20 protein-coding genes are annotated in these 22,319 nt (G+C 69.0%); 3 read left to right on the top strand and 17 right to left on the bottom strand.

Annotated features, from left to right (window positions below; genetic code table 11):
* Positions 1–54: 54 nt before the first annotated feature.
* The 9 genes from queC to ybgC all read right to left on the bottom strand — a co-directional run bounded on the left by queC (position 55) and on the right by ybgC (position 7,055).
* Entirely contained in the window at positions 55–720 is a 666-nt protein-coding gene (queC, locus tag CSC62_RS08295) for a 7-cyano-7-deazaguanine synthase QueC (RefSeq protein ID WP_162405711.1), read from the bottom strand.
* Between the two features lie 53 nt (positions 721–773).
* Complete coding sequence (gene queE, locus CSC62_RS08290) at positions 774–1,433, bottom strand: 7-carboxy-7-deazaguanine synthase QueE (protein ID WP_162405710.1); 660 nt, start codon at positions 1,431–1,433, stop codon at positions 774–776.
* A 23-nt stretch (positions 1,434–1,456) separates the two neighbouring features.
* The gene (gene ybgF, locus CSC62_RS08285; RefSeq protein ID WP_425502001.1) at positions 1,457–2,248 is read right to left on the bottom strand and encodes a tol-pal system protein YbgF; all 792 of its coding nucleotides are present in this window, start codon (positions 2,246–2,248) and stop codon (positions 1,457–1,459) included.
* A 27-nt stretch (positions 2,249–2,275) separates the two neighbouring features.
* On the bottom strand, positions 2,276–2,785 hold the full coding sequence (gene pal / locus CSC62_RS08280) for a peptidoglycan-associated lipoprotein Pal (RefSeq protein ID WP_162405709.1): 510 nt from the start codon (positions 2,783–2,785) through the stop codon (positions 2,276–2,278).
* Between the two features lie 97 nt (positions 2,786–2,882).
* On the bottom strand, positions 2,883–4,202 hold the full coding sequence (gene tolB, locus CSC62_RS08275; RefSeq protein ID WP_162405708.1) for a Tol-Pal system beta propeller repeat protein TolB: 1,320 nt from the start codon (positions 4,200–4,202) through the stop codon (positions 2,883–2,885).
* A 103-nt stretch (positions 4,203–4,305) separates the two neighbouring features.
* Positions 4,306–5,295: a cell envelope integrity protein TolA gene (gene tolA, locus CSC62_RS08270; protein WP_162405707.1), complete on the bottom strand. Its 990-nt coding sequence runs from the start codon at positions 5,293–5,295 to the stop codon at positions 4,306–4,308.
* A 33-nt stretch (positions 5,296–5,328) separates the two neighbouring features.
* Positions 5,329–5,775, bottom strand: a complete 447-nt coding sequence (gene tolR / locus CSC62_RS08265) for a protein TolR (protein ID WP_162405706.1) — start codon at positions 5,773–5,775, stop codon at positions 5,329–5,331.
* A 28-nt stretch (positions 5,776–5,803) separates the two neighbouring features.
* The gene (gene tolQ, locus CSC62_RS08260) at positions 5,804–6,580 is read right to left on the bottom strand and encodes a protein TolQ (protein WP_162405705.1); all 777 of its coding nucleotides are present in this window, start codon (positions 6,578–6,580) and stop codon (positions 5,804–5,806) included.
* A 64-nt stretch (positions 6,581–6,644) separates the two neighbouring features.
* The gene (gene ybgC / locus CSC62_RS08255) at positions 6,645–7,055 is read right to left on the bottom strand and encodes a tol-pal system-associated acyl-CoA thioesterase (RefSeq protein WP_162405704.1); all 411 of its coding nucleotides are present in this window, start codon (positions 7,053–7,055) and stop codon (positions 6,645–6,647) included.
* Positions 7,056–7,318: 263 nt separating this feature from the next.
* Between ybgC and CSC62_RS08250 the strand changes: the two genes are divergently transcribed.
* Positions 7,319–7,795 carry an REP-associated tyrosine transposase gene (locus tag CSC62_RS08250; RefSeq protein ID WP_162405703.1) on the top strand — a complete coding sequence of 159 codons (477 nt, stop codon included), beginning with the start codon at positions 7,319–7,321 and terminating at the stop codon, positions 7,793–7,795.
* 138 nt (positions 7,796–7,933) lie between these two features.
* Here the strand turns inward: CSC62_RS08250 and pilB are convergent, their stop codons facing one another.
* The 4 genes from pilB to yjjJ form a co-directional block, all read right to left on the bottom strand.
* On the bottom strand, positions 7,934–9,664 hold the full coding sequence (gene pilB, locus CSC62_RS08245) for a type IV-A pilus assembly ATPase PilB (RefSeq protein ID WP_162405702.1): 1,731 nt from the start codon (positions 9,662–9,664) through the stop codon (positions 7,934–7,936).
* Between the two features lie 68 nt (positions 9,665–9,732).
* The gene (locus CSC62_RS08240) at positions 9,733–11,658 is read right to left on the bottom strand and encodes a sensor histidine kinase (protein ID WP_162405701.1); all 1,926 of its coding nucleotides are present in this window, start codon (positions 11,656–11,658) and stop codon (positions 9,733–9,735) included.
* 2 nt (positions 11,659–11,660) lie between these two features.
* On the bottom strand, positions 11,661–13,862 hold the full coding sequence (locus CSC62_RS08235) for a putative bifunctional diguanylate cyclase/phosphodiesterase (RefSeq protein ID WP_162405700.1): 2,202 nt from the start codon (positions 13,860–13,862) through the stop codon (positions 11,661–11,663).
* 321 nt (positions 13,863–14,183) lie between these two features.
* Positions 14,184–15,584, bottom strand: a complete 1,401-nt coding sequence (gene yjjJ / locus CSC62_RS08230) for a type II toxin-antitoxin system HipA family toxin YjjJ (RefSeq protein WP_162405699.1) — start codon at positions 15,582–15,584, stop codon at positions 14,184–14,186.
* Between the two features lie 285 nt (positions 15,585–15,869).
* Between yjjJ and CSC62_RS08225 the strand changes: the two genes are divergently transcribed.
* Both CSC62_RS08225 and galE read left to right on the top strand, forming a co-directional pair.
* Positions 15,870–16,562 (top strand): type IV pilin accessory protein, encoded by a 693-nt coding sequence (locus CSC62_RS08225; protein ID WP_162405698.1) that lies wholly within the window; start codon positions 15,870–15,872, stop codon positions 16,560–16,562.
* A 133-nt stretch (positions 16,563–16,695) separates the two neighbouring features.
* Entirely contained in the window at positions 16,696–17,667 is a 972-nt protein-coding gene (gene galE, locus CSC62_RS08220) for a UDP-glucose 4-epimerase GalE (protein ID WP_162405697.1), read from the top strand.
* On the opposite strand, the gene CSC62_RS08215 is transcribed toward galE, so the two are convergent.
* The 4 genes from CSC62_RS08215 to CSC62_RS08200 are packed head-to-tail and all read right to left on the bottom strand — an operon-like array spanning position 17,661 to position 22,310.
* Positions 17,661–19,214 (bottom strand): glycosyltransferase, encoded by a 1,554-nt coding sequence (locus CSC62_RS08215; RefSeq protein WP_162405696.1) that lies wholly within the window; start codon positions 19,212–19,214, stop codon positions 17,661–17,663. The two genes, galE and CSC62_RS08215, sit on opposite strands and share 7 nt — an antisense overlap.
* 3 nt (positions 19,215–19,217) lie before the next feature.
* Positions 19,218–20,060 (bottom strand): class I SAM-dependent methyltransferase, encoded by an 843-nt coding sequence (locus CSC62_RS08210; protein WP_162405695.1) that lies wholly within the window; start codon positions 20,058–20,060, stop codon positions 19,218–19,220.
* Positions 20,057–21,109 (bottom strand): Gfo/Idh/MocA family protein, encoded by a 1,053-nt coding sequence (locus tag CSC62_RS08205; RefSeq protein WP_162405694.1) that lies wholly within the window; start codon positions 21,107–21,109, stop codon positions 20,057–20,059. The genes CSC62_RS08210 and CSC62_RS08205 overlap by 4 nt, the downstream gene beginning before the upstream one ends.
* Entirely contained in the window at positions 21,102–22,310 is a 1,209-nt protein-coding gene (locus tag CSC62_RS08200; protein WP_211368954.1) for a glycosyltransferase family 2 protein, read from the bottom strand. Before CSC62_RS08200 ends, CSC62_RS08205 begins: the two co-directional genes overlap by 8 nt.
* Positions 22,311–22,319 lie beyond the last annotated feature (9 nt).

Raw genomic sequence — 22,319 nt, 5'->3', positions numbered from 1 at the left:
CCGGCGATCGCCGGAATTCCCTGACCCTGATCGGGCCGCGGTTGCGGCCGGCGCCTACGCGTACCGGGTCGGGTCGGCCACACCCGCCGCTGCGAAGCCCGCCGCCCGCAGCCGGCACGCATCGCAATGCCCGCAGGCGCGGCCATCGGCATCGGCGCGGTAGCAGGACACCGTCTGGCCGAAATCCACGCCCAGGCGCAGGCCCTCGCGCACGATCTCGTCCTTGCCCATGCGCAGCAGGGGCGCGTGCACGCGGATGCCGGCGCCCTCCACGCCCGCCTTGGTCGCCAGGTTGGCCAGGCGCTCGAAGGCCTCGATGAACTCGGGGCGGCAGTCCGGGTAGCCGGAATAGTCCACCGCGTTGACCCCGCAGAAGATGTCGGCCGCGCCCAGCACCTCGGCCCAGCCCAGCGCCACCGACAGCATGATGGTGTTGCGGGCCGGCACGTAGGTCACCGGGATGCCCTCGCCGCCGGCGTCGGGCACCTCGATGTCGTCGGTCAGGGCCGAGCCGCCGATGCTGCGCAGGTCCACGTCCACGGTCTTGTGCGCCGCCGCGCCAAGGGCGCGGGCGACGCGGTCGGCGGCGTCCAGTTCGGAGGTGTGGCGCTGGCCGTAGCGCACGCTCAGCGCATGCACGGCATAGCCCTGCTCGCGGGCGATGGCCAGGACCACGGCCGAGTCCATGCCTCCGGAGACGAGGGCGACGGCGTTCTTCATGGGGCGTGCGTGGAAGGTAGGCAGGTCATTGTAGGTCGTATGCCGGCGGCAGCTCAGCGGCCGGGCTCGTCGTTCCAGAGGATCTTGTGCAGCTGCAGCTGGAAGCGCACCGGCAGGCGGTCGGCGACGATCCAGTCGGCGAGGTCGCGCGGGGCCAGCTCGCTCTTGCTGGGCGAGAACAGCACGTCGCACCGTTCGGCCAGGCGGTGCCCGGCGACCATCGCGCGCGCCCATTCGTAGTCGCCGCGGCCGCAGAGCACGAACTTGACCTGGTCGCGCGCGGTCAGCAATGGCAGGTTCTCCAGCCGGTTGCGCGCCATCTCGGCCGAGCCGGGGGTCTTCAGGTCCACCACCCGCGACACCCGCGGGTCGACCCCGGCGATGTCCAGCGCGCCGGAGGTCTCCAGGGACACGTCGTAGCCGGCGTCGCACAGCTGCCGCAGCAATTCCAGGCAGCGCTTCTGCGCCAGCGGCTCGCCACCGGTCACGCAGACGTGGCGCACGCCGTGGCGGGCGACCTCGGCCAGGATCGCGCCGATCTCCCACCACTCGCCCCCGTGGAAGGCGTAGGCGGTGTCGCAGTACTGGCAGCGCAGGGGGCAGCCGGTCAGGCGCACGAACACGGTCGGCCAGCCGGCGGTGTTGGCCTCGCCCTGCAGCGACAGGAAGATCTCGGTCAGCCGCAGGCGGTTCTGCGGCGCGGGGGTGTCCATGGCGGATCCGGTGGAGCGGCGGCTCAGCGCAGCTGGCTGAGCTGGATCGACTGCAGGCGATCGGAGGCGATGCGGGCGGCGTCAGTGCCGGGGTAGCGCTCGACGACCTGTTCCAGGGTCGACTGCGCCTGGCGCACCTGGCCGTCGCCGAACTGGGCCAGGCCCAGCTTGAGCAGCGCACCGGGGACCTTGTCGTGGGTCGGGTAGCGCGCGATCAGGGATTCGAACTGCTGGCCGGCGAGCGGGTAGTTGCCGGTCACGTAATAGCTCTCGCCCAGCCAGTACAGCGCGTTGGGGGCGTAGATGCCGGCCGGCCAGGTGTCCAGCAAGGCCTGGAACATCTGCGCGGACTCGTCGTAGCGGCTGGCCTTGAGCGCATCCAGCGCGGCGCCGTAGGCGGCACGCTCGTCGCCGGACTGGGCCAGCGAGCCGGCATCGCCGTACACGCGGGGCGCGTCGGATGCGGCCGGGGTCGGGGCGCTCGCCCTGGGCGCGGTCGCGGCGGCGGGCGCCGGGGTGGCGGCGGCCGGCGGCGCCGGCAGGGCCCCGCCCTCGAGGCGGTTGAGGCGGCTGTCCAGGTCCAGGTACTGGTCGCGGTTGCGCTGCTGCAACTGCTGGTTCTCGTGCTGCAGCTGCTCGACGGCAGAACGCAGCTGGACCACCTCGCTGCGCAGCTGGTTGAGCTGGTTCAGCAGGTCCTGGTTGGCCTGGGTGTTGTTGGCCTGGGCTTCGAGCCGGGCGACCCGGTCGGCCAGGCTCATCTTCTGCGCATGCGCGGGCGTGGCGGCCACGAGGGCCGCCACGACCAGCATCATGCCGAGGGATCGGCTAACCGGCATCGATCAACGCGCGGTGTAGACGATTTCGACGCGACGGTTCTGCGCCCAGCAGCTCTCGCCGGACTCGGTGCAGACCGGGCGCTCTTCGCCGTAGCTGACCACTTCCAGCTGGCTGGCCGAACCGCCGGCCGCCTGCACGGCCGAGTTCACGGCGTTGCCGCGACGCTCGCCCAGGCCCAGGTTGTACTCGCGGCTGCCGCGCTCGTCGGCATTGCCCTGCAGGGTGATGCGCGAGGACGGACGGTCGCGCAGGTACTTGGCGTGGCAGGCGACGATGGCCTGGAACTCCGGCTTCAGCGAGTCCTGGTCGAAGTCGAAGTACACCACGCGCTGACGCAGGCAGGCGTCGGTGTCCAGGTCTTCCGGACCGTAACGGCCGTCATCGGCGACCGGGGTGGTCGGGGTGGTGGTCGGGGTGGTGTCGGTGGCGGGCTGCTCCTTGACCTTCTTGGAGCAGCCGGCCAGCACGGCCACGGAAAGCAGCGAAACGAGCAGGACGCGGGTGGTGTTCATGATCAATCCTTGTGATGCACGGTGGTGACGATGGTGGCTTGGAGCGGGGTTTGAAACGGGATCTGGAGCTTTACGGCGCGAATCTTACAACCCTTTCTTAACGGGCGCTGCGGTACGGCGACCAGGCCGGCTCGCGGACGTCGCCGTCGGCCAGGACCAGCCGCTGGCGGACCCGGGCATCGGCCGAGACCGCGTACAGCACCCCCCTGCCACCCTCGCGCGAGGCGTACAGGAGCATGCCGGCATTGGGGGCGAAGCTGGGCGACTCGTCCAGCGAGCCGGTGGACACGGTGTTCCAGCGGGGCGAGCCCAGGCTGGAGTCCATCACCGCGATCCGGTAGGTGTTGCCCGAGCCCTGGGCCACGGCGATCTTCTTGCCGTCGAACGAGACCGAGGCGGTGGCGTTGTAGTTGCCCTGGAAGGTCACCCGGCTGGCGCTGCCGCCGCTGGACGGCACCTGGTAGATCTGCGGGCGGCCGCCGCGGTCGGAGGTGAAGTAGATCGTCGAGCCGTCCGCGCTCCAAGTCGGCTCGGTGTCGATGCCGAAGTGGTTGGTCAGCTGGGTCAGCTGCTTGCTGCCCAGGTCCATGACGTAGATTTCGGGGTTGCCGCTGCGCGACAGGGCCAGGGCCAGGCGGCGGCCGTCCGGGGAGAAGGACGGGGCGCCGTTGATGCCGCGGAAGCTGGAGACCAGCTCGCGCGCGCCGGTGGCGATGTCCTGGATGTAGATCGAGGAATTGCCGCGCTCGAAGCTGACGTAGGCGACCTTGCGGCCGTCCGGGCTCCAGGCCGGCGACAGCAACGGCTCGGCCGAACGGACCACGGTCTGCGGGTTCCAGCCGTCGGAGTCGGCCACCACCAGCGCGTAGCGCATGTTGTTGCCGGTGCCGCTGGCGGTGACGTAGGCGATCCGGGTCCAGAACGCGCCGCGCACGCCGGTGATCTTCTCGTAGATGGCGTCGGCGATCTGGTGGGCCACGTCGCGCATGGCGCTGGCGCGGGCGGTCATGGCCAGGCCGAGCAGGCGCTCGCCGCGGGCCACGTCGAACAGCTCGTATTCCACCCGGTAGCCGCCGTCACCGGCGTCCAGCACCCGGCCAACCACGATGTAGTCCTGCTTGAGCTGGCGCCAGGTCGGGTAGTTGATCTCGCCGCCGCGGGTCGGGCGCTCGACGATCTGGGCCTCCGGCAGGGTCCGGAACTGGCCCGAGCGGGCCAGGTCGTCGCGGACCACCTTGGCCACGTCGGTCTGCGGGGCCGCGGCGCCGCCCTGGTAGGGCATCGGCACCACGGTGATCGGCAGGGCCGAGGCGTTGCCGCCGATGATGTCGATCTCCAGACCCTGCTGCTGGGCCGAAGCCAGGGCCGGGACCAGCAGGCAGACGAACAGGAAGAACCAGCGCAACGGTGCTTTCATGGGCAAGGTCATGGATCCTTGGGGTGGTACAGGGATACCAGCAGCGGCGTGAACATTTTCGCAATCATGAACGAAGATTGCGTGAACGGCGCCCGGCCGGGGCTCAGCGGTCCCGGGCCTCGAAATTGAGGATCAGGGTCCGGTTGAACGCGCTTTCGAAGCCACGGTAGGGCAAGGGCTGGGCGCGCAGGACCGCCGCCTCCAGCGAGCGCTGGCCGGCGTCGTCGAACGGGCAGCCCGGCTGCACCCTGGCGTCGATCACCTCGCCGCCCGGCAGCTGGCGGATCACCACCCGGCAGCGCTGGCCCAGGGGCACGGTATCCGGCCGGATCCACTGGTTGAGCACCGCCTGCTGGATCGCGGCGGCGTACTTGGCGGTCAGGTCCTCGCTGGTCCCGCCCTGCCCCGGCGAGCCCTGGCTGGGCGGCGCGGGGGTGGCGGCCGGGCGCTGCTGGGCCTGCTGCAGCTGGCGCAGGCGCTGCTCGGCCAGTTCGGCCTGGCGCGCGGCCTGCTCGCGCTGGCGGCGGATCTCGGCCAGCTTCTTCTCGCGCTCGGCCTGTTCGGCCTGGGCCGCGAGCCGGCGCTGGTTCTCCGCCTCCTTCTGCCTCTGCTGCTCGGTCAGGTCGATCTGCTCCTGGCGGCGGCGCTCTTCCTGTTCCTTCTCGGCCTTCTCCCGGGCGATGGCGTCGCGGCGGGCCTCGTCCTGATCGACCGTGTCCGGCTCGGGGATGAAGTCCTGGGCCTTCTGCTGCGGGGTGGTGGCCGCGTCCTGCGGGCGCGGCTCGGGCAGGGGCTGCGGCGGCGGCACGGTTTCCTCCGGCGCGGTGTCCACCACCGGCTCGGGCAGGGGCTCGGGCTTGGGTGCGTCCTCGGCCCGCTTCTGCGCGGCGGCCACATCGGCCTGCGACATCACCAGCGAGGCCTCGATCGCAGGCGAGCCGGCTGCCGGCTCGACGTGCCTCTGCGGCGACCACCACCAGGCCAGCCAGAACAGCAAGGCGACCAGCACGTGCAGGCCCACGGCCAGCGCGAACGGGCCGCCCAGCCCGCCCTCGCGGTCCTCCGGACGATGGTGGAGGGCTTCAGCGTGCATGCGGATTCCCGCCGGGAAGATCCATGGCCGTCCTCAACGCGGCGCCTTCCCGACCTGGCCGCCCGGCTGGCTCATCAGACTCACCCGCGGCACGCCGGCGGCCTGGACCAGGACCATGGTGTCCATGACCTTCTGGTACTCCACCCCGCCGGGGGCGGCGACGAACACCGGCAGGTCCTTGTTCTGGGCGACGAACGCCGCCAGCCGCGGCTGCAGCTCGGTGGCGTCGATCGGCTCGGCCTTGCCACCTTCCAGGGTGAGGAAGTAGCGGCCCTCGGCGTCCACGGTCACGATCACCGGGTCCTGCTTGCTGTCCACCGAGCGGGCGTTGGCCTTGGGCAGGTCCACGTCCACGCTCAGGCTCAGCAGCGGCGCGGTCACCATGAAGATGATCAGCAGCACCAGCATCACGTCGATGTAGGGCACGACGTTGATCTCGGACTTGAGCTTGCGGCGCTTGTGGCGGGCGAGTGTGCTCATGGCGGGCTCCCGGTCGGGCGTGCGCGGCTCATTCTTCGGCGCCAGCCTGGCGCTGCAGGATCGAGCTGAACTCGTCGGCGAAGCTCTCGTAGCGCTGCGACAGCCGGTCCACCCGGCTGGTGTAGCGGTTATAGGCCCACACCGCCGGGATCGCCACGAACAGGCCGATGGCGGTGGCGAACAGCGCCTCGGAGATGCCCGGCGCCACCGAGGCGATGCCGACCTGCTGGCCCTGGCTGACCATGTCGTGCATGGTCACCATGATCCCGAACACGGTGCCGACCAGGCCCACGTACGGCGCGGTCGAGCCGATGTTGGCCAGCAGCTCCAGGTTGCGCTCCAGGCCGCCGACCTCGCGGGTGTAGGCCACGCGCATGGCGCGCTGGGCGCCCTCGAGCTGGGCGCGGCCGTCGTGGCGGCGCTTGTCGCGCAGGCGGGTGAACTCGCGGAAGCCGGCCTCGAAGATCGCCTCCAGCCCGCCGACCACCCGGTTGCGGTCGGTGGCCGCCGCGTACAGCTTGCCCAGCTCGGCCCCGGACCAGAACCGGTTCTCGAACTCGTCGGCCTCCTGGTCGGCCGCCTTGAAGGTGCGCAGCTTGCGGAAGATGATCACCCAGCTGATCAGCGAGCCGAGCAGCAGCAGCAGCACGATCAGCTTGACCGGCAGGCTGGCCCGCAGCATCAGGTCCAGGTAGTTGATGCCGCCATGGGACGCGGCGGCCGCGGCGCCGGCTGCGGCGGTCGCCGCCTCCTGCGGCAGCGCCTCCACCACGGTGGCCACCAGGGCCAGGGTCGATCCGATCATCCTTTGCTTCCTCTGTCGCGCGATTCGATGGTGCGGTGGGGGGCCGCGGGCGGGTCGTGGCGGGTCATGCCATGGGACCGGCCTGCAGCGATTTCAGTTCCTGGTACAGCGATTCCTCGACCGGGCACGGCCTGAAGTCGGCCGCGCGCAACGCCGCGACCTTGACCTCGGAGGTCAGCAGCAGTTCCTCCCCGCGCAGGATGCGCTGGGCGAAGACCACGCTGGCCCGGCCGACCCTGGCCACCTCCGCGGTCACCTCGAGCAGGTCGTCCAGCCGCGCTGGGCGCAGGAACTCCAGCCGCATCGAATGCACCGCGAACACCAGCCCGGCCTGCTGCAGCGCCTGCTGGCCCCGGCCCAGGTCGCGCAAGGCATCGCTGCGCGCCCGTTCCAGGAAAGCCACGTAGCGGGCGTGGTAGACCACCCCGCCAGCGTCGGTATCTTCCCAGTAGACCCGTATCGGAATGCTGAACATCGGCTGGCCGTCGTCGGATAAACCCGCAAAGCATGACCGCTGCGGGCGTGATGGGCCAGTGGTGGGGGCGCTTCCCTTGTAGGAGCCGGTCTTGCCGGCGACCGTGGAGGCGGACTGACCATTGGCATCCGGGCTCACGCAAACCCTTCCGCCATGGCGGTCGCCGGCAAGACCGGCTCCTACAAAGGGGCATGGCGGATTCCTACGGGATGGGAGGCAGAGGGCCGCTACCGCCGCCCTCCGCGCAACCGCACCCTTTGCGCATGGACATGCGCGCCTCGATACCCGACCGCGGCCATGCCGCCCTGCGGCGCGGACGGTTCTCCCTGCCGGGGCAGGTCTACCACGTCACCGCCGCGACCCTGCAGCGCCGCCCCTGGTTCTCCAACTTCCATGTGGCTTGCGAAGTCGTGCGCGCGTTCCATCAACCGGCCGTCCGGGCCGACGCCACCCTGCTGGCCTGGGTACTGATGCCGGATCATTGCCACTGGCTGCTGCAGACCGGGGAGACCGTCCCGCTCGAGCGCCTGGTCTCCAGGATGAAGTCGGCCAGCGGAGTGGCCGCCAACCGCATGCTGGCCCGGGCCGGGCCGCTGTGGGAACCGGCCTTCCACGACCGCGCCCTTCGCAAGGAGGACGACCTGCCGGCCGTGGCCCGGTACATCGTCGCCAATCCCCTCAGGTCGGGCCTGGTGACCCGGATTGGGGACTACCCCTTCTGGAACTGCGTCTTCCTGTAGGAGCCGGTCTTGCCGGCGACCGCCATGGGGGAGGCGTCTGCGTGAAACCGGTTGCCAGCGATTCGTCCGCCTCCACGGTCGCCGGCAAGACCGGCTCCTACAAGGGGAAGCATCGCCACCGGTCCGCGCCCGCCCCGCTCAGTCCTTGGTGACGCGGTTGATCTCGGCCAGGCTGGTGACGCCCTGGCGGACCTTCATCAGCGCCGACTGGCGCAGGTCGCGGATGCCCGACTTCTGCGCGGCCTCGGCGATCTGCAGGGCGTTGCCGCCCTCCAGCACGATGGCCTGGATATCCTCGCTCATCGGCATCACCTGGTAGATGCCGGTGCGGCCCTTGTAGCCCTCGGTGCACTCGTCGCAGCCCACCGCCTCGTACAGGGTGAAGCCGGCCTTGAGCTCGGCCTCGGTGAAGCCCTCGGCCAGCAGCGCGTTCTCGGGTAGCTCCACCGGGCGCTTGCAGCGGCTGCACAGGCGCCGCGCCAGGCGCTGGGCGATCACCAGGGTCACCGAGGATGTGATGTTGTACGGGGCGATGCCCATGTTCATCAGGCGCGCGATGGTCTGCGGCGCGTCGTTGGTGTGCAGGGTCGACAGCACCATGTGGCCGGTCTGGGCCGCCTTGATCGCGATCTCGGCGGTCTCCAGGTCGCGGATTTCGCCGACCATGATGATGTCCGGGTCCTGGCGCAGGAACGAGCGCAGGGCCGCGGCGAAGGTCATGCCGCGCTTGTTGTTCTGCTGCACCTGGTTGACGCCGGGCAGGCGGATTTCGACCGGGTCCTCGGCGGTGGAGATGTTGCGGGTGTCGTCATTGAGGATGCCCAGCGCGGTGTACAGCGACACCGTCTTGCCCGAGCCGGTCGGGCCGGTGACCAGGACCATGCCGTAGGGCTTGTGGATGGCCTCCATGAACAGCTTCTGCTGGTCGGCCTCGTAGCCCAGCTTGTCGATGCCCAGCTTGGCCGCGCTGCCGTCCAGGATGCGCAGCACCACCTTTTCGCCGAACAGGGTCGGCAGGGTGCTGACGCGGAAGTCGATCTGCTTGGTCTTGGACAGGTTGAGCTTGATGCGGCCGTCCTGCGGCACCCGCTTCTCGGCGATGTCCAGCTGCGCCATCACCTTCAGGCGGGCGGCGATGCGCTGGTTGAGCTTCTGCGGCGCGCGGGCCACGGTCTTGAGCAGGCCGTCGATGCGCAGGCGCACCCGGTAGTCGGTCTCGTAGGGCTCGAAGTGGATGTCCGAGGCGCCGCGGCGGATCGCGTCCACCAGCACCTTGTTGACGAACTTCACCACCGGAGTGTCGTCGCCCTTGGCGTCCACGCCCGATTCGCTGCCGCCTTCCTCGTCGGCGCCGACCTCGAGCGAGTCCAGGCCCTCGTCGTCGCCCTCGCCCAGCGCGGTACCCAACTGGTCGCCGACGTTGTGCCACTGCTCCAGGGTCCGCCGCACCTGGTCCTCGTCGACCAGGATCGCCTCGACCACCAGGTTGGTGTGGAACTGCAGCTCGGCCAGGGCCGCGGTCTGGGTCGGGTGGCTGGTGCCGACGAACAGCTTGCCGCCGCGCTTGAACAGCGGCAGCACCTGGTGCTTCTGCAGCAGTTCCTCGCTGACCAGCTTCATCGCGTTGTGGCTGGCGTCGAACACCGACACGTCCAGCAGCGGCATGCCGAACTCGACCGCGTTGGCCGCCGCCAGCTGCGAGGGCGCGACCAGCTTCTTCTCGGCGATCCACTGCGCCAGCGGTACCTTGGCCTCGGTGGCCTGGGTCATCGCGGTGCGCGCGGCCGCCTCGTCCAGGGCACCGTCCATCACCAGGCGCCGGGCGATGCCGGTGATCCCGACCAGGTTGGCGGATGCGACAGCGTTCATGATGGGTGTTCCCCCGGGGCTACTGCAGAAAAGATAACGCAAAGCGAACGCGGCGAGGTCAGCGGGTCTTACGGAAGGGAGGCGGGACCGTCGGGGCCGGTGCGGGGGATGCGAACGGTGAATACCGTGCCCGGCGGGTCGCGGCCTTCGTCGCCGGCCTGGCGGCTGCGCACCTCGATCGTGCCGCCCAGGACCTCGGTCACGATCTGGTGGACGATGTGCAGGCCAAGGCCGGTACCGCCGCGGTTGCGGCGGGTGGTGAAGAACGGCTCGAACACCCGTGCCAGGTCCTCCGCGGCGATGCCCCCGCCGGCATCGGCGACCTCGACCCGGGCATGGCCCGGGCCGTCGGCGCGGGCCGTGATCCGGACCCGACCGGGGCCGCCGTCGGGATAGCCGTGCACCACCGCATTGGTCAGCAGGTTGGCCACCACCTGTTCCAGCGGGCCGGGGTAGGTGTCCATCGCCACGTCCGGCTCCAGGTCCAGCTCCAGGACGATGCCGTCGATGGGCTCGCCGCGGCGCAGGCGCGGATCGGCGTCGAGCACGATCTCGCCCAGCTCGAAGCGGCGGCGCTCCAGCGAGGCGCGGTCCACCGCCACCTGCTTGAAGCGCTGGACCAGGGCCGAGGTGCGGCGCAGCTCGGCGTCGGCCAGGGCGCAGGCGTCGTGGGCCGATGCCAGGAACGCATCCAGCTCGGACTTGCGCAGCCCCGCCTGCACCTGGCGCTCGAGCGAGGACACCCCGGTGCGCACGGTGCTCAGCGCCAGCCGGGCGCTGGCCAGCGGCGTGTTCAGTTCGTGGGCCACGCCGGCGACCATCAGCCCCAGCGAGGACAGCCTCTGCGCCCGGGTCAGCTCGTCCTGGGCCACCTGCAGGCGCTCGTTGGCCTGCAGCAGGGCCTGGTTGGCCCGGCGCAGGCGGCGCACGTAGGCCGCCTCGCGTTCCAGGCCGCGCGCCTGGCCCAGCAGCATCAGCACGATCAGGACTGCGGCGGCCACTGACAGGCCGGCCAGCACCCACTTCCAACGCGCGCCGACCAGCGCATCCCGGCGCACCAACAGCCGCAGCTGGCCCAGCGAGGGATCGGCGTTGGCCAGCAGGTCGCCCTCGCTGCCGGCCCATTCCGCCCGCAGGGTCGAGAACACCCATGCCCCGCGGTGGCCGGACGGCTGCCGCAGCATCGCCTGCCACAGCCCCGGATCCATCCGCCCGACGGTGCGTTCGGGGCGGCCCAGCTGCCAGCCCCAGGCATCGTCCGGCTCCGGGCCGATCAGCCAGTAGCCGTCCGGATGTACCAGGTACAGCTCGAACCCGGAGTGCCGGGCCTGGGCCTGCAGCTTCCGCAGCAGGACCTGGCCGTGGAAGTTGACCACCACCACGCCGATGCCGCCGTCCTCGCGGACGAAGGGCGAGGATGCGCGCAAGGTCGGACGCAGCGGCTGCTCGATCCGCCCGTTCTCGACGTTGAGGTCCAGCGGCGACAGGTGCACCTGCCCCGGAGTAAGGCCCACGCCGTTCTCGAAGAACGGGCGCCCGGCCTTGTCCTGCAGTTCTTCCTCGGGCACCTGCGCGATCGTGCCCGCAGCCTGGTCGATGCGCAGCCGCTCGCGACCATCGCGGTCGATCCATCGCACCTTGTGGTAGTCGCCGCCGGCCAGCAGGAAACTGGTGTAGGTGTCCACCAGCGGCGAGCCCTGCCGTGAACCGGACTGCAGCAGCCGCGGGGTCAGGTCGGCCAGGAAACGGGTGTCATCGCGCAGCCGCTCCATCCAGCGCAGCATCGATTGGCCCGCATAGCCGATCGTGTCGCGCCCGGCCTGGCGCACCGGGCCCTGCACCGCCCGGTCCATTTCGTACCAGAGCAGCGGCAGCAGGACGAACAGGCCCAGCAGCCAAGGCAGCGCCATCTGCGCCACCCGCAGGGGATGCGCACGCACCGCGATCCGCGATTCGATCCAGCGGCGCCGGATCCGTCGGCCCCAGCGGCGCATGATCACCCGGCCAGCGGGGCTGCGCGCAGGCGCGCGATGAAGGCCTCCAGCGGCTCGGGCCGGGCGAACAGGTAGCCTTGGCCGCAACTGCAACCATGCGTGCGCAGCCACTCGGCCTGGGACCGGGTTTCCACGCCCTCGGCGACCACGCCCAGGTCCAGGCGGCGGCCCAGGGCGATGATCATGTCGGCCACGCTGCTTTCCGCTCCACCGGCGCCGATCTCGGCGGTGAAGTGCCGGTCCAGCTTCAGCCGGGTCACCGGCAGCGAGTGCACGTAGCGCAGCGAGGAATAGCCGGTACCGAAGTCATCCACCGCAATCGGGAAGCCGAGCCGCCGCAACCGCGCCAGCATCTCGCGCCCGGCCTGGTAATCGCTCATCACCGCCCCTTCGGTGATCTCGATCTCCAGCCGGTGCGGGGCGATGCCGTGACGGCCGAGCAGTTCCACCAGCTCCTCGGCGAACTCGCGCCGGCGCAGCTGCAGCGGCGAGACGTTCACCGACACCGGCACATCCGGGAAGCCGGCCTGCGCCATCGCCCGCAACGCGCCGCAGGCCTGCTCGATGACCCTCTGCCCCAGCGGCACGATCAGGCCGCTGGCCTCGGCGATCGGAATGAAGCGCGCCGGCGGCACCGGCACCCCGTCCTCGTTCCAGCGCGCCAGCACCTCGGCGCCGACGATCGCCCCGTCCTCGAGGGAAACCTGGGGCTGCAGCTCGATCGTGATCCGGTCCTCGCGCACGGCCTGGTACAGGGCGCGCGACTCCAGGAAGCGGGCGCGGTTCTCGGCTTCCGCCTCGGCCCGGTACTCGACCAGGCCGTGGGCGCCACCGGCACGCAGCTTGCGCAGCAGGGTGAGGCCGGCGGCGACCGCGCCGCGCGCCGCGCCGCGGTACTCGTCCAGGTCCACCCGCACCGCATCCACACCCAGGAACGGCAGGACGTGCTCGCCGTCGCCCTGCTCGAGCGCGGCCACCGGATCGACCGCCAGCGCCGCGCTGGGCCCGAGCACGCCGAAGGTCCCCTCGTGCAGGCGCGCGACCAGGCACGGCGGCGGGTACACCTGGTGCAGGCGCCGGGCCATGTCCTTCAGCAGCAGGTCGCCCTGCTCCGGCCCCAACGCCAGGCTGACGTGGGTGTACTGGTCCAGGTCCACCACCAGCAGGCTCCGCTCGCGCGGGTGGGGCTCCGCCAGCACCAGTTCCAGCTCGCGTTGCAGCGCGTTGCCGTTGGGGATGCCGAGCAGTCCGTCCTGGTAGGCCACCTGGTCCAGGCGCGCGGCCAGGTCCACGCTCACCAGGCCGGCGTTGGCATGGGTGGCGAACACCCGCAGCAGCTCGTGCTCCTCCTCGTCCAGGGAGCGCTCGGTGGCCAGGTACACCGCCGCCTGCGGCGCCAGCCCGCCGCCATCGAAGAACAGCACCTGGCTGGACGGGGTGCCGATCGCGGTCCTGCGGGTCAGCGCCTCCAGCAGCAGGTCGCGGATCATCGGGTCGTCGATGTCCTGCAACGGGCGCATCGCCAGCGGCGCGAAGCGCCCGGCCGCGCCCACCAGGCGGGCGCTGGCCGGCGGCGCGTCGCGCTGGTCCACGCGCACGCACAGCAGCCCGTCGGGCGGCACCTCCAGCAGCTCGGCCAGCTCCAGCAGCACGTGCCGGGAGAACTCGCCCAGGTCGCGCAGGCCCGCCAGCTGGCGCCCGGCCTGGACGATCTGCTGCAGCCCGCGCTTGGCCCGGCCCAGGGCCCGGATCTCGCGCCAGGTGCGCAGGGTGCCGGTGACGATCCCGCGCAGGCGCTCGCGGTACAGGTCGGTCTTGAGCCAGTAGTCGCTGATGTCCAGCTGCTCGAGGGTCTGCTGCATCGGCGCCATGCCCGGCTGCCCGGTCACCAGCACGATCCGCACCTCGGAATTGCCCAGCTGCTCGCGCACCGCGCGCACCAGGCGCAGGCCGGCGTCGTCGGTCTCCATGACCACGTCCAGCAGGATCGCCGAGACGTCGGGATGGTCGGCCAGCAGCGCCTCGGCCTCGGCGGCCGAAGAGGCCGTGAGCAGGCGCAAGGGGCTGTCGTTGAAACGGAAGTCCGACAGGGCCAGGCGCAGCGACTGCTGGAAGGCCTGGTCGTCGTCCACGCTCAGCACGGTCAGCGGCGCGGCCGCCACGGCGCCCGTGCCCTCACCGGGTTCCTCCCGGAACTCGAACATCCTGTCATCACCCGACCGGGTGCTACCGCTCATGTCCACCCCCTATCGGCATCCGCCGGGTTCGACACGTGCCGGACCAGCCTACCTCAAGTGCGGGGCCCAGGCGACCCGGCAACCGCCCACACCACTGCGCGGCCATCAGGAACCATATCGAACCGCCACGGCGCTATCTTGAGCCCCGCTTTGCAGGAGCCGGTCTTGCCGGCGACCGTGGAGGCGGACGCACCCATGGCAGCCGGTTTCACGCAGACGCCTCCGCCATGGCGGTCGCCGGCAAGACCGGCTCCTACAAGGGAATGCGCTATCCCCCCGAAAGATCTGCTACCCCGCGAATGCGCGGGCGAAGCCGGCCACCACGTCGCGGTTACGGAGGGCGAGCCGGCGCAGTTCCCTGGATGCGATCCGGGTATCGGCAGCGACCGATTCCCAGAACGCGATGGCAGCCTCGGCCGCCCGGCCGATGTGGTCGAACTGCCCCGTCCGCTCGGGGGCGGCCGGCTGCACCGGGGTGGCGGCGCGCACCGCACCGGTGCGCGAAGGCGCCAGGTACATCGGCAGCATGTCGTAAGCCGGCGCCAGGGCAAGTCGCCCGGCATCGACCAGATGGAAGCCAAGATTGCCGGCATGCATGTCGCTGTTGCCGATGAAGCGGCCGAACCAGTGCAGCCTGGCCATCTGCACGGCCGTATCGGCGGCGATCCAGCCATCGGCCACCAGCCATTCCGCGGCCAGGCTCCAGTCGTGCCCGCCCGCGCCATGGAACGCAGCATCCAGCGCCAGCAGCGAAACGAAGCCGCGCCTGCCCAGCACATCGGCGGTGCGATCGAACCTGGCCACTTCCAAGCAGGTATGGCCGCCGGCATCGACCAGTTCCGACCGGGAGGCCGGCAGCCCCGCCTGGCGCAGGCTCGCCAGTGCCAGATGCTCGCACACCAGCAGATCGGCCCAGCGCTGCGCCGCCTGGCCGGGATCGGGCACGGCGAACTTGACCAGCACCGCGCGCCGCCCCTCCGGCCCGACGACCGTCGCCGTGAACTTGGGCTGCTCGCCACCGGGCGACGAACCGACGTCCTCACCCGCCAGCGCGGCCTGCGCCCATTGTGCGTAACGCACGGGCCACTGCCCGCGCTCCACCGCATCTGCAGGCGAGGCCAGCTCCGCCAGTGCCGCATCCACCGCAGCGCGACCCAACAGCAGATCGCCGATACCGGTGCCGCCGGTACGGGTGATGGCGAGCAGGGTGTCGCGCAGGCCCCATCGGTTGAGATCCTCCGGAACGCCCAGACGGGCGCCCTGCCTGTGGGCAAGCGTACGTCCCAGGAAACCTTGCGGGCGCAGATCGTCTAGGAACCATGGCAGCCCCGGGAAATGCCCCGCCACGCCCTCCACCGGACGCGACAGGTTGGGTCGCGGGCCCTCGGGAACGAACTGGAAACGTTCACCGCGCAGGGCATGCAGCGTCCCGAGTTCTTCCAGCGTGGCGTCGGGCCTCAGCCGCAACAGCGGCCATGCGCTTCCCGCCCCGGTATCGGCGCGGGCGACATAGGTCGTCGCCCGCGCCTTGCCCAGGCGCAGGACCCGATCACCGGCTTCGGCGACCAGCCGCGCCAGCACCGGCCGGGTAACCCCCAGTTGCTGCACCAGCCGGGAAGCGGGCACGGGCTCTCCCGATGGCAGCAGCGCCAGCAGGTCGGATACCGTCACAGAGCGCGGCCGAGCCATGCATGGCTCCATTAATTTACGATTTAATTACAATATATCGCGGCCGAAACCAGGGCAAGCCCTGCTGCGCTGGAGGCCAGTCCGCCCTCACCCAAGATCGTTACTTAACGATTCTCGGATCACGTGCATGCTTGGACATCAGAGGCTTCCCAGCCTGGCTCGTTGCAAGCCGGTCTCGCCAGCAGCCCCTCCACCTGCTTGCCTGCCTCCGCCCGCATTGTGGAGTATTCGCACGGACGCCCCGCCGTGCCTGGCCCCTCACCCAACAGCCATCCACCGAACGCCATGACCCGCTGGAAAGCCTTCGGACTGCACCTGCTGCTGAGCCTGACCCTGATCTCCGGCATCGCCCTCGCCGCCCTGCTGACCTGGTACCCCCACGGCCTGTGGAAGATCTCCGGCCTGGACCGGCTGATGGCGGTGATGCTGGTCATCGACATGACCGCCGGCCCCCTGCTGACCCTGGTGATCTACAAGCCCGGCAAATGGGGCCTGGGCTTCGACCTGAAGGTCATCGCCGTGGTCCAGGCCGGCTTCCTTGCCTACGGCCTGCACACCCTGTGGCTGTCGCGGCCGGTGTTCCTGGTCGGGGCCGACGTGCGCTTCACCCTGGTATCGGCCAGCGACATCAGCCCTGAAGACTTGGCCAAGGCAGCACGCCCTGAATGGCGCAAGCTGCCTTGGACCGGTCCTTACCTGGTCGGCGTGGCCCCGCCTGTGGATCCCGCCGACCGTTCCGCACTGCTGGACCGGTTTATGGAAACCGGACGCGACCAGGAGCAGCTACCCGACCAGTACCGTCCCTACACGGAAGTGGCCGGGCTCATCCGGCACAAGATAGTGGCCCTGGACGGCCAGCAGGGAAGGCCGCAGGCTGGGGATTCGGCGAAGGGGCTGCCGATCTATTCGCGCGATGACGAGGGGTGGATGCTGGTCGATCCGAACGATGGCGGGCCACTCAGGGTCCTCAAGCCCTGAACAAGGCCGCCGACGAGGCGATGATCCACCGGCGTCCCCCCTTTATGCCGCTGGCACGACCTTTCGGGCCCGTCCTGCAGCCGACCTTTCGCTGGCAGACTGACGCAATTACGGACAACCTCAGGAATCCAGGATGAAGATCCTCGTATGTGGCGGCGCAGGCTATGTGGGAGCACACGTCGCCCGGGAACTTCACCTCAGAAACCACGAGGTCACGGTACTGGACAACCTGAGCACCGGCCATCGCCAGGCCGTGCGCTGGGGCCGGTTCGTCCAGGCCGATGTCATGGTCCCGCCAAGCCTCGATTCGGTGCTCCGCGGCGGTGCATTCGAGGCGGTTGTCCACCTCTGCGCGCTCTCGATAGTGTCCGGCTCAACCGCCGACCCCTACGGCTACTACCTCAACAATGTCCAGGGCACACTGAACCTGCTGCGCAGCATGCGCGACCACGGCGTGGGCAAGCTGGTGTTTTCATCCACCGCAGCGATCTACGGGCAACCATTGTCAGACGTAATCAGCGAAGACCATCCCAAGAACCCACTCAGTCCCTACGGGGCAAGCAAGCTGATGGTGGAGCGGATACTGGCCGACGCGGCCACCGCCTACGGCCTTTCCTCGGTCAGCCTCCGCTATTTCAACGCAGCGGGGGCGGCATACCTGGACGGGATCGGCGAGAGCCACCAGCCTGAAACGCACCTTATTCCGAATGTACTCCGCAGCCTGCTGGCGGGTTCTCCACTCCAGGTCTTCGGCAACCAGTACGCCACCCCTGACGGGACCTGCGTACGCGACTACGTCCATGTCCGTGACCTCGCGAGCGCCCACGCACTGGCGCTGGATTACCTCGGCAACCACACCGGCGCCCACGCATTCAACCTGGGCAGCGGCGCGGGATTCAGCGTGATGGATGTGATTCGCACGGCCGAGCGCGTCACCGGCAAACGTGCAAGCGTCATCCTGCGCGAACCCCGGGCCGGCGATCCGGCACAACTGGTGGCCTCCAGCCTGCTTGCGCAGACCGAACTGGGCTGGCATGCCCCCCTGCACGACCTGGACGAGATCGTGCTCGGCGCATGGCGCTGGCACCAGGATCCTGCCTACTGAGGCTCGTTGTTCCCGGCCACCTGCCGTCCGAGGCGCGCATCGGCCAGTCGCTCATAGAGCTCGCGATAGCTCCGGGCGGTCTGCTCCCAGGACCATTGCCTGGCCAGCCGTTGCGCAGGCTCGCGGGCACGGCGCAATCTCTCCTTGTCACCAGCCAGTGCCTGCACCGCGAGCCTGACCTTATCAGCCGGCGCGTGGGAAAGATCCACCTCGAAAACACACGCCGGATCGCGGTTCATGCACGTGGCGGCGACGGTGCTTCCGACCAGCACAGGCACGCCACAGGCCAGAGCTTCCTGCACGACCAGCGGGAAGCCCTCACCCACGCTGGGCAGGACCAGCAGGTCAGCCTGCTGGTAATAGGGCACGACCTGCGCCCCCTTCGCACCGGAAATAACACGTGGGGCCGCCTCCAGGCCGGACCAATCCGCCGGAGAAAGTGGTCCATTCCCCACGAAGGTCCACTCCACACCAGGCAGGTCCATGCACTCGCGCAGGTACTGGATGCCCTTCTTCTCGACGAATCTGCCGACGAACAACAGGCGTACCGGATCGCCATCGCCATGCAAAGCAGGAGCACCTGGGCGGTAGACCTCATGGTCCACACCATTGGGGATGAGGACCGCGTCGTTCTTCGCACCATGCATCTTCGACGCGAAGAACTCCATCACCGGACCGGCGATGAACACCACCTGGTCCGCGGCCCGCAGCATCAGTTTCCCCACGGTGGAGTTGAGCAGCCAGACCAGGCCCTGGACCAGCCCTGATCGCACCGGCATCTCGCCGATATGCTGGGTCAGCACGACGGGCCGGCCAAGAACCTTGGCGGCGACCATTGCTGCGATGCTGGGCATGTACAGGTAGTCATGGATATGCACCACGTCCGCGCAGCGGATATCGGCCAGCAACCGCACCACCGAGAACGGGCTCCACAGCGGCAGCGGCAGCCCGGTGCGGCGCTCCAGCGGATCCCAGTACCGCGCCGGCACCACGGTGAGCCTCGCGGTCGAACGTGGCACCGTTTCCCCCTCGCGCGCGCCAGCGTGCCAGGTTACGGTCACCCCCGCGTTGGCCTGCTGCCGTGCGAGGTGGTCGGCCACCACCTCGATCCCGCCGCCGTGCACGGGGAAAAATGCGCTGACCTGCAGCAGCCCGTTCTTCCGCTTCCCAGGCAATCGGAAGGAGAAGAGCGCGTGGGCCATGAAGTTCAGGATCGCCAGCATCGCGCTGATGGCGGCACTGGCGAGAAGGTAATGCAACCCCACGCGGTCCACGAGCAAGTACATGAGCACTAGGTTGGCCACCAGGCTAAGGGCCATGACCAAGAAATACCGTCCCGCCTCGCTAAGCTTCGGAACCGCACCAAGACGGAACGAGAACGCCTTGTTCAGCAGGTAGCCAAGGGCGTTGAGCGAGAAAAAAGCGATGAGGCACGCCATCAGGTACGGCAGCCCGATCCGGCCCACGAGAAAGGCGAGCAGCGCCAAGTTCAGCCCGACGGACAACAGTCCAACCAGGCAGAACCTCAGGAAGGCAGGTAACAACACCTTTCAGTCCTTCCTGGCCTCGATGAGCGAGCAACCTGCAGAACCTGTGTCCACCGACGCGAAACCGGCGCCAAGCGGGGTCAGCCGGGCCAGGAGCGCCGCGATCCTGTCGACCGGCCTAACTTTCTCGCTGCGCATGCGCAGGCTCCGCTGTATTTCAATAGGTCGCACCGTACTGCCGCGCAGCCGGTAGAGAAGACCTGCGCTGGCATTGGAAACGAACCCCCACCACCTGACCTGCTTCTGGCTGAGGTACTCGGAGCTGCCCACCAGCGAGATTCGCACCTTGGCCAGCATGCGCTCCCATTCGTCTACCGCGGAGTAGCGCAGGTAGGCGCAGGGGGCATTGATGGAGGACAGGTAGGCGCTGCTCTTGCGCCCCAGTACTGCCCCCTTCAGGCAAGCATAGAAGATGCTCGAAGGGACCGTGAACACGAACCGCCCTCCAATGACCAGAAGGCGCGACATTTCCCTGAATATCGATTCGATGTCCGGGATATGCTCCAGCACTGAATTGGAGAACCCCAGGTCGAACGAAGCGTCCGGCTCGGGCACCACATCACCACCGCAGGTGTGGATCTTGGAATAGATCCCCGTTTCGGTGGCGAACCGGGTCTCCTCCGGATCCGGGTCCAGGCCCACCCAATCGCGGTTGTGCGCGTTGCCGAGCGCGTCCATCAAGATGAGGGTCAGCTTGCCGTCCCCGCACCCTAGGTCAAGTACCCTGCTCGCTGGCTGGCCATGGCGTTGAACGGCATCCAGCTCGATGGCACGCCAGTAATTGGTTGTAGGCTGGCAAGGCGCCGTGGCGGCCAGCCGACGGTACAGCTCGGAAGGAGCTATCACTTCTCTCTCCTGGCTTCCAGGATGTCCCACTGCATCTCCAGAACCCCACGTGCATCTGTGGCGGACGTATGCGGGGAGGGCACAATGGAACAGATTGCGTCACCGAAATCGCTGAAGACCTGCTCGTTTCCGTAAAGCAGCCGGCCAGCGAAATGGGCCGGCCCATTGGTCAGGTGCTGCAGCCAGTGCGACAAAGTGGCGGACGCCGACGTCCTCACCACCTGCACGACTCCGTGGGCCCCGTCGTTTGGCAGGTAGATGTAGATGTTGCGGAAGACATCCAGTAGGCCGGCGCCCTTGTCGCCGAGCACGGCCACATGCCACTCGCTGAGGGGCGACTCGAACCGGCAGCTCATCGTGACCGGAATCTCGCCATGCGGCAGCGCCACCCGATAGGCCACGTCGACGCTCGAAGGCGTGGCGTTGCCAGTAGTGCTGGGGCAGGCATCCACCGCCTGCAGCCGCAGTTCGCCCCCCGCTAGCCTGCGCATCAGATAGAGCAGGTGCGGACTTTCGTCATAGAACAGTCCGCCGGGCAACTGCTGGTACCAGACCGGAAGGCGTCGCGAGGGATTGCCCCACTGGGTGGCCACGATCGACCGCACCGGGCCGATGCGACCGGAATCGAGGTCACGCAGTAGCTTCCGGGTTGCCGGTGCGAACTGGAAGTTGTGGACGATATTGAGCGTGAGTCCTGATTCACTGGCAGCTGCCTCGAGCTCGCGCCCCTCCTGTCGCGACATCGCGAAGGGCTTCTCCGTGATCACATGCTTGCCACGCTGGAGAGCGCCCAGGATGAGCCCGTGATGCGACATCGGCGATGTGGCCACGTCGAGTGCGTCGACTTCATCCAGCCAGTCGATCTGTTCGGCCGCCGAAGCCGTACAGTGGCGCACGCCAAGCCGTTCGCCCCAGCGCCGGGCCGAGTCGGGGTTCCGGTCCGCCACACCGGCCAACTCGAAGCGCCCACAGCGGCGGATGGCCGGGACGTGCCGATGGGTTGCCACCCAACCCAGGCCGATGACACCGATGCGCAGGGGCCTAGCCATGGATCGCCCCCCTATCACCGACCCACGGCACCCGCAAAACCTCGAGGAAGAAGGCACCGAGCGCCAGCTCGCCGCCGATCGCCATGCATGTCACCGATGGAACAACCCAGCGCATCGTCACCCGTGGATCAAGCGCGGAATAACCAACCTCGGCCCAGAGATGCACGGCATAGCCGGCCGCAGCCAGTCCGACCAAGAAGAGCCCAGTCGCCACTACCAGGCCATGTTCGAGCCGGATCCCGCGCAGCCAACCCAGGCCTGCCTGTTCGGGGGGAAGCCACCCCGCCCTCACCCCGAGCGCGGTGACCAGGGTGCCGAACATCAGCATCTGCACGCCAAGGACCACCATCGATCCCGCGTAGGCTAGGGTATGGATGTCCAGGCCCTTGCCCAGAATAAAGACAGGCTGCAGGCCAACGGTGGCCATCAGCAAGCCGCCGACGCCCAGCAGGGCGAGGCCGGGCACTACAAACAACCAGCGCGGGCTATGCAGCAGCAGGAAGCGCAGATGTCGCCAGCCGTCACGCCAGGTCCGCAGGTGCGGCGGCCGGCTACGCCCATCGGGGTAAAGCCGCACCGGCACCTCGGCGATGGACAGCCCGTTGAGCGCGGACTTGACCACCATCTCACTGGCGAACTCCATGCCATCGGAGTTCAGGCGCAGGTCCCGCATCGCCTCCAGGCGGAAGCCACGCAGTCCGCAATGGAAATCGCTGATCCTGTTCCGGTAGAACAGGCGGCCAATGAAACTCAGCACCGGATTGCCAAGCCAGCGGTGCAGGAAGGGCATTGCGCCCTTCTCGATTCCCCCGGCGAAGCGGTTGCCCATGACCAGGTCATTCCCGGCCCTGAGCTTGTCCAGCATGTCCTCCAACGCGGAGAAGTCGTAACTGTCATCCGCGTCGCCCATGACCACGAACCTACTCCGTGCCGCCGCAATCCCCCCCTGCAAGGCCGCGCCATAGCCGCGCGCGGCCACGGGAACCACCCGGGCACCGGCCTCGATGGCGAACTGCTGCGAGCCGTCCGTGGAGCCGTTGTCGGCCACGATCACCTCACCGCTGACCCCGTGCGCCCGGAGGAAACCCACCGCCTTGCGTACGCATGTAGCCACCGTCTCCGCTTCATTTAGGCAGGGCATGAGTATGGTGAGTTCCATCGATTCTCCAGGGTCGGTCACAGCTTTCTTCTTCCCGTGCATCCCGAACTT

Source organism: Pseudoxanthomonas jiangsuensis (assembly GCF_010093185.1).
GTDB classification, from domain to species: domain Bacteria; phylum Pseudomonadota; class Gammaproteobacteria; order Xanthomonadales; family Xanthomonadaceae; genus Pseudoxanthomonas; species Pseudoxanthomonas jiangsuensis.
This window is presented reverse-complemented; position numbering and strand designations above follow the sequence as displayed.

Bases quoted from the DNA above. Each gene is read 5' to 3' on its own strand.
- CSC62_RS08250 (WP_162405703.1), top strand. From the start codon at position 7,319: ATGGACATGCGCGCCTCGATACCCGACCGCGGCCATGCCGCCCTGCGG.
- yjjJ (WP_162405699.1), bottom strand. From the start codon at position 15,584: ATGGCTCGGCCGCGCTCTGTGACGGTATCCGACCTGCTGGCGCTGCTG.
- CSC62_RS08200 (WP_211368954.1), bottom strand. From the start codon at position 22,310: ATGCACGGGAAGAAGAAAGCTGTGACCGACCCTGGAGAATCGATGGAA.
- pal (WP_162405709.1), bottom strand. From the start codon at position 2,785: ATGAACACCACCCGCGTCCTGCTCGTTTCGCTGCTTTCCGTGGCCGTG.
- ybgC (WP_162405704.1), bottom strand. From the start codon at position 7,055: ATGTTCAGCATTCCGATACGGGTCTACTGGGAAGATACCGACGCTGGC.
- tolR (WP_162405706.1), bottom strand. From the start codon at position 5,775: ATGAGCACACTCGCCCGCCACAAGCGCCGCAAGCTCAAGTCCGAGATC.
- queC (WP_162405711.1), bottom strand. From the start codon at position 720: ATGAAGAACGCCGTCGCCCTCGTCTCCGGAGGCATGGACTCGGCCGTG.
- CSC62_RS08235 (WP_162405700.1), bottom strand. From the start codon at position 13,862: ATGTTCGAGTTCCGGGAGGAACCCGGTGAGGGCACGGGCGCCGTGGCG.
- tolA (WP_162405707.1), bottom strand. From the start codon at position 5,295: ATGCACGCTGAAGCCCTCCACCATCGTCCGGAGGACCGCGAGGGCGGG.
- tolB (WP_162405708.1), bottom strand. From the start codon at position 4,202: ATGAAAGCACCGTTGCGCTGGTTCTTCCTGTTCGTCTGCCTGCTGGTC.
- CSC62_RS08205 (WP_162405694.1), bottom strand. From the start codon at position 21,109: ATGGCTAGGCCCCTGCGCATCGGTGTCATCGGCCTGGGTTGGGTGGCA.
- ybgF (WP_425502001.1), bottom strand. From the start codon at position 2,248: ATGATGCTGGTCGTGGCGGCCCTCGTGGCCGCCACGCCCGCGCATGCG.
- tolQ (WP_162405705.1), bottom strand. From the start codon at position 6,580: ATGATCGGATCGACCCTGGCCCTGGTGGCCACCGTGGTGGAGGCGCTG.
- CSC62_RS08225 (WP_162405698.1), top strand. From the start codon at position 15,870: ATGACCCGCTGGAAAGCCTTCGGACTGCACCTGCTGCTGAGCCTGACC.
- queE (WP_162405710.1), bottom strand. From the start codon at position 1,433: ATGGACACCCCCGCGCCGCAGAACCGCCTGCGGCTGACCGAGATCTTC.
- pilB (WP_162405702.1), bottom strand. From the start codon at position 9,664: ATGAACGCTGTCGCATCCGCCAACCTGGTCGGGATCACCGGCATCGCC.
- CSC62_RS08240 (WP_162405701.1), bottom strand. From the start codon at position 11,658: ATGCGCCGCTGGGGCCGACGGATCCGGCGCCGCTGGATCGAATCGCGG.
- galE (WP_162405697.1), top strand. From the start codon at position 16,696: ATGAAGATCCTCGTATGTGGCGGCGCAGGCTATGTGGGAGCACACGTC.